The 13,617-nt window shown below is 73.9% G+C and carries 10 protein-coding genes and 1 tRNA gene; 4 read left to right on the top strand and 7 right to left on the bottom strand.

The window, feature by feature from the left end; genetic code table 11:
* Position 1 precedes the first annotated feature (1 nt).
* The 4 genes from ACFC09_RS09495 to ACFC09_RS09480 form a co-directional block, all read right to left on the bottom strand.
* Positions 2-379 (bottom strand): YchJ family protein, encoded by a 378-nt coding sequence (locus ACFC09_RS09495; protein ID WP_376525331.1) that lies wholly within the window; start codon positions 377-379, stop codon positions 2-4.
* A 104-nt stretch (positions 380-483) separates the two neighbouring features.
* Positions 484-1,827 carry a M1 family metallopeptidase gene (locus ACFC09_RS09490; protein WP_376525376.1) on the bottom strand — a complete coding sequence of 448 codons (1,344 nt, stop codon included), beginning with the start codon at positions 1,825-1,827 and terminating at the stop codon, positions 484-486.
* 74 nt (positions 1,828-1,901) lie between these two features.
* Positions 1,902-5,789 (bottom strand): Pls/PosA family non-ribosomal peptide synthetase, encoded by a 3,888-nt coding sequence (locus ACFC09_RS09485; RefSeq protein WP_376525329.1) that lies wholly within the window; start codon positions 5,787-5,789, stop codon positions 1,902-1,904.
* A gap of 275 nt (positions 5,790-6,064) precedes the next feature.
* Positions 6,065-6,149: transfer RNA gene (locus ACFC09_RS09480), tRNA-Leu, on the bottom strand.
* Between the two features lie 201 nt (positions 6,150-6,350).
* Between ACFC09_RS09480 and ACFC09_RS09475 the strand changes: the two genes are divergently transcribed.
* The 3 genes from ACFC09_RS09475 (at position 6,351) to ACFC09_RS09465 (ending at position 9,042) form a co-directional block, all read left to right on the top strand.
* Positions 6,351-7,676 carry a M20/M25/M40 family metallo-hydrolase gene (locus ACFC09_RS09475; RefSeq protein WP_376525328.1) on the top strand — a complete coding sequence of 442 codons (1,326 nt, stop codon included), beginning with the start codon at positions 6,351-6,353 and terminating at the stop codon, positions 7,674-7,676.
* A gap of 154 nt (positions 7,677-7,830) precedes the next feature.
* Positions 7,831-8,064, top strand: coding sequence for a chaplin ChpH (chpH, locus tag ACFC09_RS09470; RefSeq protein WP_376525327.1), 234 nt, complete (start codon positions 7,831-7,833; stop codon positions 8,062-8,064).
* A gap of 150 nt (positions 8,065-8,214) precedes the next feature.
* Positions 8,215-9,042, top strand: coding sequence for a chaplin family protein (locus tag ACFC09_RS09465; RefSeq protein ID WP_376525325.1), 828 nt, complete (start codon positions 8,215-8,217; stop codon positions 9,040-9,042).
* An 88-nt stretch (positions 9,043-9,130) separates the two neighbouring features.
* On the opposite strand, the gene ACFC09_RS09460 is transcribed toward ACFC09_RS09465, so the two are convergent.
* A complete protein-coding gene (locus ACFC09_RS09460) occupies positions 9,131-9,319 on the bottom strand; it encodes a DUF5703 family protein (RefSeq protein WP_005485166.1) in 189 nt (62 codons plus the stop codon).
* 47 nt (positions 9,320-9,366) lie between these two features.
* Here ACFC09_RS09460 and ACFC09_RS09455 point away from each other — a divergent pair, with 47 nt between their 5' ends.
* Positions 9,367-10,107: a hypothetical protein gene (locus tag ACFC09_RS09455; RefSeq protein WP_376525322.1), complete on the top strand. Its 741-nt coding sequence runs from the start codon at positions 9,367-9,369 to the stop codon at positions 10,105-10,107.
* 111 nt (positions 10,108-10,218) lie between these two features.
* On the opposite strand, the gene ACFC09_RS09450 is transcribed toward ACFC09_RS09455, so the two are convergent.
* Both ACFC09_RS09450 and ACFC09_RS09445 read right to left on the bottom strand, forming a co-directional pair.
* Positions 10,219-12,603, bottom strand: a complete 2,385-nt coding sequence (locus ACFC09_RS09450) for a helix-hairpin-helix domain-containing protein (protein ID WP_376525320.1) — start codon at positions 12,601-12,603, stop codon at positions 10,219-10,221.
* A complete protein-coding gene (locus tag ACFC09_RS09445) occupies positions 12,600-13,583 on the bottom strand; it encodes an aldo/keto reductase (protein WP_376525318.1) in 984 nt (327 codons plus the stop codon). Before ACFC09_RS09445 ends, ACFC09_RS09450 begins: the two co-directional genes overlap by 4 nt.
* Positions 13,584-13,617 lie beyond the last annotated feature (34 nt).

The following is a 13,617-nucleotide window of genomic DNA, read 5'->3' as shown; positions in this document are numbered from 1 at the left end:
CTCAGCCGACGATCTCCCCGTCGACGTACACCCACGCCCCCTCCACCCGCTCGAACCGGCTGCGCTCGTGCAGCGCACCACCCCGGTAGGACGCCCGGAACGTCACCGTCCCGGCGCTGTGGAAGGCCGAACCCCCGCTCGTCCCCAGCACCTCAAGACCGGTCCACCGCATCCCCGGGTCGAGGTCGAGCCGTCCGGGCCGGGTCCGCGGGTGCCAGGTCCGCAGCAGATACCCCGCGTCCCCGCGCACGAAGGCCGCGTACCGCGACCGCATCAACGCCTCAGCGGTCGGCGCGGCCCCCGGCCCCCGGTGATACCGCCCACAGCACCCCGCATACGCCCCGGACAGCCCGCACGGACAGGAAGAACCCGATGTCATACCGCCCATTGTGCCCGGCAGCAGCGCGGACAACAGCGCACCCACCCCCCACGCACCCGCAGACAAGAACCACCCCGCACCCCCAAGCCAAGCGCAGCGAATCGTCAGCCGACCGCCCGAGCCCCCGGCAAGGGCAACGGCGGAAGCGCAGCCCCCTGCACCCACGCGGCGAACAACCCGTCCACCGGCTCCGCCGCGAACCGCCCGACGTGCTCGGCGAACGCCCGCGTCGTCACCGTCCCGCCCCGGTGCAGCCGCACCCAACTCCGCAGCATCGGGAAGAACGCGTCGTCACCCAGCGCACAGCGCACCGCGTGCAGCACCAGCCCACCCCGCTCGTAGAGCCGGTCGTCGAACATCGCCTTGCGCCCCGGATCCGCCAGCCGCAGATCCTGCGGCAGCGAGGCCAGCGACCGGTGCGCCGCGGTGGCCAACTGCCCGGCGGAGGGCCCCCCGGACCGCTCCGACCACAGCCACTCCGCGTACTTGGCGAACCCCTCGTTCAGCCAGATGTGCCGCCAGTCCGCGAGGGACACGCTGTTGCCGAACCACTGGTGCGCCAGCTCGTGCGCGACCAGCCGCTCCGAACCCCGCGCCCCGTCCACATGGTTGGAACCGAACAGCGACAACCCCTGTGCCTCGACGGGCACGTCCAGCTCCTCCTCGGTGACCGCGACCGCGTACTCCTCGAACGGATACGGCCCGAACAGCTCCTGGAACAGTTCCATCATCGCCGGCTGCCGCGCGAAGTCCCGGGAGAACTCGGGCAGCAGGCGCGCCGGGATGTGACCGTGCTGCGGGACACCACCCGGCCCCGGATCGCCCAGCAGCACCGTCTGGTACTTGCCGATCGTCAGCCCGACGAGATAACTGGAGGTCGGCGCCGACTGCTCGTACACCCAGGTCGTCGTCGACGCCTTGGTGGTCCGGGTCAGCAGCCGCCCGCCCGCCACCACCGCGTACGCGGACGGCGTGGTCACCGAGATCAGGTACGACGCCTTGTCCGCGGGCCGGTCGTTGCACGGGTACCAGGACGGCGCCCCGACCGGCTGGCTCGCCACCAGCGCCCCGTCGGCCAGTTCCTCCCAGCCGATCCCGCCCCACGGGCTGGCGACCGGCCGCGGGTTGCCGGACCAGTGCACCTCCACCGTGAACGCGGCCCCGGCCCGCAGCGGCTTCGCGGGCCGGACCCGCAGCCGGCCGCCGCGGTGCGTGTAGTGCGGCTGCCGCCCGTCCACCCGGATCCGGCCGATCTTGAAGTCCGCCAGGTTCAGCTGGAACTCGGGCAGCGGGGAGAGCCCCGCGATGGCGTTGATCCGGGCCGTGCCCGACAGCCGGTTGGGGCCGGGCCGGTAGTCCAGCGTCAGCTCGTAGCGGTGCACCCGGTACCGGGGATCGCCGTTGCCCGGAAAATACGGGTCCTGCCCTGCCATCCGCTGAACTGCCACCGCCGCGTCCGCTCCCTGCGCCATGCCACCACTGAGTGCCGGGACACCGTCGACCGCCTCGGGGTGGCCCGCGCTCAGGGACGCCATGCCTCGATCGGGTTGCCGAGCCAGCGGGTGTCGTCCGGGACGGACTCCGCGGCCATGACGAGCGACGCGGGACCCAGGGTCGTACGGGCCCCGACCGTGCTGCCGGGCAGCACGATCCCGCCAGGGCCCAGCGTGGCGCCCTCACGGAGGACCACAGTATCCGTCCGCAAGATCCGGTCATGGAAGAGGTGTGTCTGCAGTACACAGCCCCGATTCACGGTGGCCCCGTCCGCCAGCGTCACCAGGTCCGTCTCGGGCAGCCAGTAGCTCTCCACCCAGGCGCCCCGGCCGACCCGCGCGCCCAGCCCGCGCAGCCACACCGTCATCAGCGGCGTCCCCGGCACATAACCGGCCAGCCACGGCACCGCCAGCACCTCGACGAAGGTGTCGGCCAGCTCGTTGCGCCACACGAAACCGCACCACAGCGGGTGCTCCCCGCGGCGGTGCCGCCCCACCAGCACCCATTTCGCCACGATCGCCCCGGCGCCCGCCGCGAGCCCCGCCGCGAGCAGCACCAGCCCCGACAGCAGCGGCGCCCACCCGCCCAGCGCGCACAGCGCCGCCGCGGTCAGCACGGCCAGCGCCGCCGAGCACAGCACCGGCACGATCCGGCACAGCTCCACGAGCCCGCGCGCCCAGCGCAGCCGGGCCGGCGGGTCGTAGGTACGGCTCTGGTCGCCGGCCTCCGCGCTCCGCGGCAGCTTCACCGGCGGCAGCCCCAGGTACGAACTGCCCTTCTTCGCCTTCTTCGGCGTCGCCGACAGCACCCCGACGAGCCCGCCGTCCGGCACCCGCCGTCCCGGCGCGGTCATCCCCGAGTTCCCGAGGAACGCCCGCCGCCCGATCTGCGCGCGCCCGATCCGCACCCAGCCGCCGCCCAGCTCGTACGGCGCGGTCAGCGTGTCGTCGGCCAGGAACGCGCCGTCGCCCACCGTGGTCAGGCTCGGCAGCGCCAGCACGGTCGACACCTCGGCACCCCGGCCGATCCGCATCCCCAGCAACCGCAGCCACGCCGGCGTGACCAGCCCGGCGTACAGCGGGAACAGCGTCTGCCGGGACCGGTCCATCAGCTGGGTGACCGTCCACGCCTGCCAGCCGGTGCGGCTGTGCGTCGGATACGTGCCCGCGCGCAGCCCCAGGCTCAGCAGCCGCACGGCGACGACGATCAGCAGGGCGTACGCGAGCCCGAAGGCGAGCGTCGCCGGGACCAGGCCCAGCGCGGCCCCGCGCAGGGCCTCGCCCAGACCGTCACCGGGCCGCACGAACAGCGTGCCCACGAGCAGCGCCGCCGCCCCCGCGGTCACCGGCAGCGCGCTCAGCACGACACCGGTGATGCCGTACATCACCCGCCAGGAGGTGCCGCGCTGCGGGCGCTCCTTGGGCCAGTTCCGCTTGGCCTTGCCGAGCTTGACCGCGGGCGCCCCGGCCCACCGCTGCCCGGTCGGCACCTGCCCGGTGACGGCCGAGCCCGGCGCCACCTCGGCCCGCTTGCCCACCCGGGCACCCGGGAACAGCACGCTCCGGGTCCCGACCACGGCATGCGCGCCCACCCGCACCGCACCGACCTCCAGCCGGTCCCCGTCCACCCAGTACCCGCACAGGTCGACCTCGGACTCCACGGCCGCCCCGCGGCCCAGCCTGAGCATGCCGGTGACCGGCGGCAGCGAGTGCAGGTCCGCGTCCGCGCCGACCCGGGCGCCCAGCGCCCGCGCGTACCGCTCCAGCCACGCCCCGGTCAGCCCGGTCGCCCCGCTGAACTCGGCCAGCCGTTCCGCCGTCCACAACCGCAGATGGACGCCGCCGCCGCGCGGATACCGTCCGGGCCGCAGCCCCCGCAGCAGCAGCCGCGCCCCGCCGGCGGCGAGAGCGATCCGCCCCGGCGGGCTGAACAGCAGCACGGCACCGGCGGCCAGCAGCCACCAGGGTGCCGTCGGCAGGAACCCGTACCCGGGCAGCAGGTTCCCGGCCGCGGCCAGCACCACCGTCCAGCGCAGCCCGAGCAGCGTGAACAGCGGCACGAGCAGCAGCGTCTGGAGGGCGCGGGCGCGCACCGGAACCGGCGCCACCGTCCGTCGCGGTGCCTCTTCCCGCGCCGACGCCTCCAGGCGCCGGGCCAGCTTGCGCAGCACGGGCTGCTGGTAGACGTCGAGGACGGCGACGTCCGGGTAGCGGCTGCGCAGCCGGCTGGTGAGCTGGGCGGCGGCCAGGCTGTTGCCGCCGATCGCGAAGAAGTCGTCACCGGCACCGGTCACCGGGATGCCCAGGACCTCGGTCCACTGCTCGGCGAGCCACGCCTCGACGCCGTGCAGCTCCGCCGCCGGGGCCGTCACCCCTTGGAGCGGCCAGGGCAGCGCGTTCCGGTCGACCTTGCCTGAAGTACGGGTCGGCAGCGCGTCGACCGGCGCGAGCAGCGGGACCAGCGCGGCGGGCAGCGCGGCCCGCAGCTTCTCGACCGCAGCCGCCTGGTCCCAGCCGTCCTGGGTGACGACGTAGCCGACGAGGAGCTGATTGCCGCCCCGGGCGGTGCGCACCGCGGCGGCGGCGCCCGCGACACCCGGGAGCGCCTGGAGCGCCGCGTCCACCTCGCCCAGCTCGATCCGCCGCCCGCCGAGCTTGATCTGCTCGTCGGCCCGCCCGAGGAAGACCAGCCCTTCCGGGTCGGCCCGCACCAGGTCACCGCTGCGGTACGCCCGCTCCCAGCCCAGCGCCGCCAGCGGCGCGTACTTCTCCGCGTCCTTCTCGGGATCGAGATAGCGCGCGAGACCCACCCCGCCGATCACCAGCTGCCCGCTGCCGCCCATCGGCACCGGTTCGCCGGCCTCGTCGACGACGGCCAGCTCCCAGCCGTCCAGGGGCAGCCCGATCCGCACCGGCTCCGCGCCGGTCAGCAGCGCCGCACAGGTCACCACGGTCGCCTCGGTCGGCCCGTAGGTGTTCCACACCTCGCGGCCCTCCGTCACCAGCCGCTGCGCCAGCTCGGGCGGGCAGGCTTCGCCGCCGAAGACCAGCAGCCGTACGTCGCTCAGGGCCTCGGGCTCCCACAGCGCGGCCAGCGTCGGCACCGTGGACACCACGGTGATCTCCTGCTCCACCAGCCAGGGCCCGAGGTCCGCGCCGCTCCTGACCTGCGACCGGGGCACGGGCACCAGACAGGCCCCGTGCCGCCAGGCCAGCCACATCTCCTCGCAGGACGCGTCGAACGCCACGGACAGCCCGGCCATCACCCGGTCACCGGGCCCGATGGGCTCCTCGGCGAGGAACAGGGCCGCCTCGGCGTCCACGAACGCGGCGGCACTGCGGTGCGTCACGGCGACGCCCTTGGGCCTGCCGGTGGAGCCGGAGGTGAAGATGATCCAGGCGTCCTGCCCGGCGCCGGGGCGCGCGGCGGCGGAACCCGAGGGGGAGCCGTGGGCGGTGATCCGGTGCCCGGCCCCGACGACGGCGCCCACCTCCGCCTCGCCGAACACCAGCTCGGCCCGCTCGTCCGGGTCCTCGGCGTCGACGGGCACGTACGCTGCGCCCGCCGCGAGGACCGCGAGGACGGCCACGTACAAGTCGTTGGTGCCCGAGGGAACCCGTACGCCGACGCGGTCCCCGAGGCCGACCCCGGCGTCCGCGAGCCGCTGCCGCAGTCGCTCGACCCGCGCCGCCAGCGCGCGGTACGTGAGCTGCTCGGTGCCGTCGTCCAGGGCGAGTTCGTCCGGATGCGCGCGCACCGACGCGTCGAACACGTCGACCAGCGTGCGCGGCGGCGCCGCGCGGCCCGCGGTGAACCGTGCCCGCTCGGCCATCCGCGCACGGATCTCCGCCGCGAACGCGTCGCCGGTCTCTTCGTCGAGCAGACCGAGAGCACTGCCCTCGTGTATGGCTGCCATCGGGTCCTCGCGTCTAGGTCCCGGAACCCTCCGGGGCGCTGGCGGGCCCGCAGGTCTGCCTGGGGTTGTCCGACTCCAGCGCGTGAACAAGCGGTAAATTCTAGTACGACGCTAGGTGTCACCCTCTTGTCCGGCCACTCGGGTGGGCTGTCCGTGCGCCTCGCCGGACCGGGCGCACCGCGGTGACCTGCCGGTCCGGGCGTCGAACGAGACATGGCCCACACACGACGAGTGAAGGCCGCGACCCAAGGGTCGCGGCCTTCACTCATCTCATGTGTCCGAGGGGGGACTTGAACCCCCACGCCCGATAAAGGGCACTAGCACCTCAAGCTAGCGCGTCTGCCATTCCGCCACCCGGACAAGGTGTCCGTCGCACGGGGTTCGACCCGCGGCGACGAGGGAAACACTACCAGGCTTTCGAGGTCGGCCGATCACGCCCTGTTCCCGCGTCCGGGGCCGCGTGAACGCCCTGTGACGGGGCGGATCCGGGCTTGGGGCACGAGCGGGGGCGAGGGAGGATGAGGGGGAACCACCAGCAGCGACACCGCGGGAGGAACCAGCGTGAGCGAGACGGACACGGCCAGGGGCGTCACCGGCGAGGACGAGGTCGTGGACCTCTGCCGCGAGCTGATCCAGATCGACACCAGCAACTACGGCGACCACTCGGGCCCGGGTGAACGCAAGGCCGCCGAGTACGTCGCCGAGAAGCTCGCGGAGGTCGGCCTGGAGCCGAGCATCTTCGAGTCGCATCCGGGGCGCGCCTCGACCGTGGCCCGCATCGAGGGCGAGGACCCGTCCCGGCCGGCCCTGCTGATCCACGGCCACCTCGACGTCGTACCGGCCAACGCCGACGACTGGACCCACCACCCGTTCTCCGGGGAGGTCACGGACGGCTGCGTCTGGGGGCGCGGCGCCGTGGACATGAAGGACATGGACGCCATGACGCTGGCCGTCGTGCGCGACCGGTTGCGCAGCGGCAGGCGGCCACCGCGGGACATCGTGCTGGCCTTCCTCGCGGACGAGGAGGCCGGCGGCACCTACGGCGCCCGCTGGCTGGTCGACAACCATCCCGCGCTGTTCGACGGCGTCACCGAGGCGATCAGCGAGGTCGGCGGGTTCTCGTTCACCGTGAGCGAGCAGCGCCGCCTGTATCTGATCCAGACGGCCGAGAAGGGCATGCACTGGATGAAGCTGACCGTGGCCGGCACCGCCGGGCACGGTTCGATGATCCACCGGGACAACGCGATCACCGAGCTGTCCGAGGCGGTCGCCCGGGTGGGCCGGCACCGGTTCCCGGTGCGGGTCACCAAGACCACCCGGGCCTTCCTCGACGAACTTGGCGACGCGCTCGGCACCGAGCTGGACCCGGAGGACATGGAGGCGACGCTCGCCAAGCTCGGCGGCATCGCCAAACTCATCGGCGCGACCCTGAGCAACACCGCCAACCCCACCCAGCTGGACGCCGGGTACAAGGTCAACGTCATTCCGGGCGAGGCCACCGCGCACGTCGACGGGCGGTTCCTGCCCGGGTTCGAGGAGGAGTTCCTCGGCGACCTCGACCGGATCCTCGGGCCGAAGGTGCGGCGCGAGGACGTGCACTCCGACAAGGCCCTGGAGACCGGCTTCGACGGCCCCCTGGTGGCGGCCATGCAGTCCGCGCTGGTCGCCGAGGACCCGGCCGCCAAGGCGATCCCCTACATGCTGTCCGGCGGCACGGACGCCAAGTCCTTCGACGACCTGGGCATCCGCGGCTTCGGCTTCGCGCCCCTCAAGCTGCCCCCGGAGCTGGACTTCGCGGGCATGTTCCACGGCGTCGACGAGCGGGTCCCGGTGGACGGGCTGCGGTTCGGCGTGCGGGTGCTCGACCGGTTCATCGACGCGTCCTGAACGACGGTCCGGGCGACGATGGCGAATTCAGTCACCCGTACGGAAACCACTGGGACGAGTGAATCCGACGATAAGCTCGTAGCTCCATTACTCCCTCCTCGTTACACGTGATGCGGTCCGCAGCTGGGATCGCTTTTGCCAACAAGGAGGAATAATGCTCAAGAAGGTCGTCGCCGCTGCGGCTGCCACTGGTGGTCTCGTTCTGGCCGGCGCGGGCCTGGCCGTCGCCGACTCCGGTGCCCAGGGCGCCGCCGTGCACTCCCCGGGTGTCGTCTCCGGCAACGTCATCCAGGTGCCCGTGCACGTCCCGGTGAACGTCTGCGGCAACACCATCTCGGTGATCGGACTGCTGAACCCCACCTTCGGCAACACCTGCGTCAACAAGTGACGTCGATTTCCTGAGGGGCGTCCCTTCGTCGGCCCCGGCGCGCGCGCCCGGCGCGCGGGGCCCGACCGGTTTTCTCCCCGGGGAATCCGACCCGGCACAGATTCGAAGAGATCTGACCATACAGATCAGAAGGACAGGGGGGTTTCAACCATGCGACAGGGCACACGCAAGAGCCTGCTCACCATGGCGGCGGCGACCGGAGCGCTCGCCGCCGCGAGCGGCAGCGCCCACGCGGACTCGTCGGCGCACGGCGCCGCCGCACACTCACCCGGTGTGCTGTCAGGCAACACCGTCCAGGTGCCCGTGCACATGCCGGTGAACGTCTGCGGCAACACCGTGAACGTCGTCGGGGTCCTCAACCCGGCGATGGGCAACACCTGCGCCGACCGAGGCGGCGGCGCGACGGGCGGCCACGGCGGCTCGGGGGGCACGCACGCGGGCGGACACACCGAGGACTCGCCGGGCGTGGGCTCCGGCAACACGGTGCAGGTGCCGGTCGACGTGCCGGTCAATGTGTGCGGCAACAGCGTCGACGTCATCGGAGTCGGCAACGCGGCCACGGGCAACCACTGCGCCAACGGTGGTGGCACGGGGGGCGGCCACGCGACGCCGCCGGGCGGCGGTCACGGAACGCCTCCCGAGGGCGGTCACGAAACGACACCGCCCGGAAAGCCCGGTCAGCCGGGCCACCCCGGAACACCCGGCGAGCCCGGTACACCCGGCCGTCCGGACACTCCTGGCACTCCGGGCCACCCCGGGACACCTGGCACACCCGGTCACCCGAGTACGCCGAGCGCCCCGCCCGCCACCGGTGGCGGCACGTCGGTCACCGGGACCTCGGGGACCCGCCCGCAGGGCAGCTTCGCGCAGCTCGCGAACACCGGGAGTGACCTGCCGATCGGCTTCGCGCTCCCGATGAGCGCGGGGGCGCTGCTGGCCGGCACGGTGCTGTACCGCAGGGCGCGGGCCTCGGCCTGAGACGCGGACAGAGGGGGTGAAACGGAGCGGGCCCCGCACCCGGGGCCCGCTCCGTTCATGTGCCTGTCTCAACTCTCAGCTGCCTGTCTCACCACGTGGCACGCACCTGGCGGATGATCCGCCGGCGCAGCCGCACCCTGCGGCTGCCGTCGCGCAGCAGGCTCAGTCGGTCCAACTCCCAGTGTCCGTACTCGGCATGGTCCGTCAGGAGACGCGTGGCGTCCTTGCGGGACACCCCGCGCGGGACGTACACGTCGACAAATTCGTATTCCGGCATCGCATCTATTGTGCGGGCTGGGGCCGGGTACGGATAGCGTCTGCACTATGTCTGATGCTGTGCAGCCCACCGCTGCCGAGGTACGCGCCGCCGCCGAGGCGGTCAAGACCGCGCTCGACCGCCACCTGGCGGCGGTCGAACGCAGGTCGGGTGAGGACGATCCGGTCGTCTACGAGGCGTTCAATCAGCTCGCGGCGGCCGCCGAGACCTACGACGAGCTGCTCTACGACCGCTACGACGAGGTCACGCCCTTCGAGATCCCCGGCACGGAAGACTCGCTGCCGCCGTACGCGGGACCCGAGGAGCCGAACGCCCTGAGCGTGCTGATCCGCCGCGACTACTCCGTGGCGGAGCCGCAGCGGCTGCTGGCGCAGGCCCAGCGGGTCGAGGCGGCGGAGTACGAGGACGGCGCGGGCGCGGACGCCGCCGGCACGGTGCACGGGGCGCTCGGAGTCCTCTTCGGGGAGTTCGAACCGGACGAGATCGCCTCCCGGCACAAGGAGTTCGGCCTGGAGGAGGGCGATTCGACGCTGTGGGTGACCGCGGCGGACGAGCCCGCCGAACCCGGTGACTGGCTGGAGGCACCGTTCGAACAGATCGATCCGCAGCGGGTGGTCTGCCGCTTCGACGTCAGCGCCGTCTTCGACGATGACGACGATGACGACGATGACGACGACGAAGCCGACGAAGCCGACGACGAACGCGAGGCCGACGACGACCTTGAGGACGAACTCGACCTGGACGGCGACGAGGACGAGGACCTGGAACCCCTGGACGCGGATCGCTGATCCCACCGGCCCCCGGCCGACCCCGGTGCCGCACGGGCGTGAGACCCGTGCGGCACCGCCGTGTCCGCCGCCGCGCCCCGCGATGCCGGGCCCCGCACGCCGGGGCTGCTGTCAGCCCTCCGCCGGGAGCTGGGCGCGCAGCAGGGCCGGCAGGCGGGTCGTCCGAGGCTTGGCCTGGATCTCGGCGACCGCTCTCGGCAGTGCCTGCTCGACCCCGTGCACCACGGACAGATGGCGTTCGGCCCGGCCGAACGCCGTGTACACCCACGGCCTGCTGAGCGCCTGCGCGGCATCACCGGGCAGCACCACGACCACCGCGGGCCACCGGCCGCCCGCGGCCTGGTGCGCGGTCAGCGCCCACCCGTGCCGCACGGACCGCTCCACCAGCTCCCGCGCCACCACGACCGGCGCTCCCGAGCAGGAGAGATGCAGTCCCTCGGCGTCGGCCCGCACCACCTCGCCGGGGAGCGTACGACCGGGAGCGGGGGAGTAGGCGACCCGGTCGCCGGGGTCGAAGCCGCCGAAGCGGCCGGGACCCGGGTTGAGCCGTTCCTTGAGCGCCGTGTTGAGCGCCCGGGTACCGGCCGCCCCGCCGTGGACCGGCGTGATCACCACCGTCTGCTCGGCCGGGACGCCGATGGCCCGCGGCACCGAGTCCGCGACCAACTGCACCGTCCGGTGCACGGCCTCGCCCGCGTCCCGCACCGGCACGATCACGATCTCCTTGCCGGGCGCCGCCACCTGGCTCAGCTCGCCGACGCCGATACCGGACACGAGTTCGCCGAGCGGCCCGGGGTCGGGCACGCGGGAGGCGACCTGCGGGCACGTCCGGGCCGTGAGCAGGTCGGCGAAGACCCGTCCGGGCCCGGCCGACCACAGCACGCCGGGATCCCCGGCCAGCACCAGCCGGGCCCCGTCCGGCATCGACTCCACCAGCAGGGCGGCGGTCTCGACATCGAGCCGGGGCGCGTCGAGCACGACCAGCAGGTCGAGGTCCAGGGCGCCGTCCGCGTCCCGCCCCGGTCCCTCGGTGTCCGCCAGCAGCCCCGCCACGGTCGCGACCCCGCAGCCGGCCGCCTCCGCCACCGCCTGCGCCTGCGCCTCCGCCTGCGCCGGCCCGTCCGGCCGGCCGAAGCCCGCGACCAGCGCCGCGCACTCCTCGCGGCCACCGTCCGTGTGCGCGGCGGCCCAGGCCCGCAGGCCCAGCGCGGACGCGGCGTGCAGCAGGCGGGCCGGGTCGACGAGGGAGGCGTGGCCGCCGGTGTGCAGCACGAGACCGTGTGCGGCGACCGCCCCGATCAGCTCGCCCGCCGAACCCCGCACGGCACCGGCCGCCCGCTCCCACGACTCGGCGGGGCCGTCCTGCTTCGGTACGGAGTTGACCAGACGGGCCAGGCCGTCGGCGAGGCTCTCCTCGGCGAGCGCATACCGCTCCAGGCCGGCCAGGACCCGCACGGGCCGCTCCTGCGCGCCGTCCTCGTCCGGGCCCTCGGCGTCCTCCGCGACCCCGGCGTCCGCGTCCGCCTCCGGCTGTGCCGCCGACCGAGGCCGGGCCGCGGCTGTCGGCTCCTCCAGGGCGTCCTGGAAGACAAGGACCTCGCCCTGGTCGAGCGCGTCCTGCACGGCCGCGTCCGGATCCGGCACACCCCGCTGGGCCAGCGCGGCGGTCAGCGCGGACAGTTCCAGCGCGGTGTGCCCGGACAGGGCCGCCTGCTCCAGCAGCCAGACGGTCAGCGCCCGGCTCCGCCGCTCGTCGTCGGGACGGCACTCGGCCCCGAGCAGCGCCCGCGCGAACCCGTCGGCCTGCTCCGGCCGTACTCCGGTGACCCGCAGCAGCAGCCAGGGGTCGGCGCGCAGCCGTGCGTCCGCGTCCTCGCCGAGCGTCGCGGCGGCCTGGGACGCGAGGCTTTCGGGGGCGCCGCCACCGGCCAGCACCCCGCGCACCGCGTCGACCGCCGCCGGTGCCGCGGTGACCGGTGCCGTGGTGACCGGTGCTGCCGCCGGGACGGGGGAGGGCTGCGGGCGCGCGGCGGGCTCCGGGACGGTCGGCCGTGCCGGCACGGGCTCCGGTTCGTCGGGGACCGCGAGCACGGGCCGCGCCCCGCTCTCCACCGCCCGTACGGCCGCGAGCAGCTCGGCCGCGGAGCCGCTGAGTCCGCCGCCGCTCTCGATCGGCCCCTTCTTCTCCGCCTTGCGCCGCTCGATCCGCTCCCGCTCGACCTGCTGTGCGGCGAGTTCCGCCGCGGCCTCGGACCGCTGGGCCGCGTCCTCGGCGGCCTGCTCCCCGCTCCCGGCCGCGGCCCCGGGCGACGCGACGCCCGTCTCCTCGCCCTGCGTCCCGTCCGAGGACCCCGCGCTCCGCGTCCCGTCCGTGTCCGCGCTGTCCGTCCCGTCCGCGTCCGGTCCCGCGCCGTGCGTCCCGTCCGTGTCCGGCGCGGCGTCCGACGCCCCCGGTCCCGGCCGGGCTTCCTCCGTGGTCTCCGGGTCCGTGCTCACAGCGTGCTCCAGTCGTGATCGGGATAGCGGTGCAGAGGTGCCGACACATCGTCGAGTGCCCGGCAGATCTCGTCAGGAAGACTAAGGGCCTCCACTGACAAAGCCGCCGTGAGCTGCTGCGCGTTGCGCGCGCCGATGACCGGGGCGGCCACGCCGGGACGGTCCCGGACCCAGGCGAGGGCGACCTGGAGCGGGGTCACCGCGAGTCCGTCCGCGGCCGTCGCCACGGCGTCCACGATCCGGCTCGCGGTGTCGTCGAGGTACGGCGCGACGAACGGCGCCAGGTGCTCGGAGGCGCCGCGCGAGTCCGGGGGAGTCGCCTTGCGGTACTTGCCGGTCAGGACGCCGCGGCCGAGCGGCGAGGACGGCAGCAGCCCGACGCCCAGGTCCAGGGCGGCGGGCAGCACCTCGCGCTCGACGCCGCGCTGGAGCAGCGAGTACTCCATCTGCGTGCTCGCCAGCCGGGTGCGGCTGCTCGGTGCCGACAACTGCCAGGTGGCGGCCTTGGCGAGCTGCCAGCCGCAGAAGTTGGAGACGCCCGCGTAGCGCACCCGGCCGCTGCTGACGGCCAGGTCGAGGGCCTGGAGGGTCTCCTCCAGCGGGGTGTCCGGGTCGAAGGCGTGGATGTGCCAGATGTCGACGTAGTCCGTGCCGAGGCGGGCGAGGGAGGCGTCGAGGGCGTCGAGCAGGTGGCCGCGCGAGCCGTCGAAGCGGCGGTCCGGGTCCGGTACGCTCCCCGCCTTCGTCGAGATGACCAGGTCCCGACGTGGCACGAGCCCTTCTATGAGCTGGCCGAGCAAATACTCCGCCTCGCCCCCGCCGTACACGTCCGCGGTGTCGATGAGGGTCCCGCCCGCCTCCCAGAACGCCTTCAGCATGTCCGCGGCGTCATGCTCGTCGGTGTCCCGGCCCCAGGTGAGGGTGCCGAGTCCGATCCGGGACACACGCAGGCCGGTACGGCCGAGATGCCTCTGCTCCATGTCCGCCGACCCTACTGGCCCGAACTGGCCCCGT

It is taken from the genome of Streptomyces sp. NPDC056161, assembly GCF_042268025.1.
Taxonomy (GTDB): Bacteria; Actinomycetota; Actinomycetes; order Streptomycetales; family Streptomycetaceae; genus Streptomyces.
Note: the sequence above shows the minus strand (reverse complement) of the source record. Positions and strands in the feature narration are given on the sequence as shown.

Coding starts and splice junctions, on each gene's coding strand:
- ACFC09_RS09455 (WP_376525322.1), top strand. CDS start 9,367: ATGTCTGATGCTGTGCAGCCCACCGCTGCCGAGGTACGCGCCGCCGCC.
- chpH (WP_376525327.1), top strand. CDS start 7,831: ATGCTCAAGAAGGTCGTCGCCGCTGCGGCTGCCACTGGTGGTCTCGTT.
- ACFC09_RS09495 (WP_376525331.1), bottom strand. CDS start 379: ATGACATCGGGTTCTTCCTGTCCGTGCGGGCTGTCCGGGGCGTATGCG.
- ACFC09_RS09460 (WP_005485166.1), bottom strand. CDS start 9,319: ATGCCGGAATACGAATTTGTCGACGTGTACGTCCCGCGCGGGGTGTCC.
- ACFC09_RS09485 (WP_376525329.1), bottom strand. CDS start 5,789: ATGGCAGCCATACACGAGGGCAGTGCTCTCGGTCTGCTCGACGAAGAG.
- ACFC09_RS09465 (WP_376525325.1), top strand. CDS start 8,215: ATGCGACAGGGCACACGCAAGAGCCTGCTCACCATGGCGGCGGCGACC.
- ACFC09_RS09445 (WP_376525318.1), bottom strand. CDS start 13,583: ATGGAGCAGAGGCATCTCGGCCGTACCGGCCTGCGTGTGTCCCGGATC.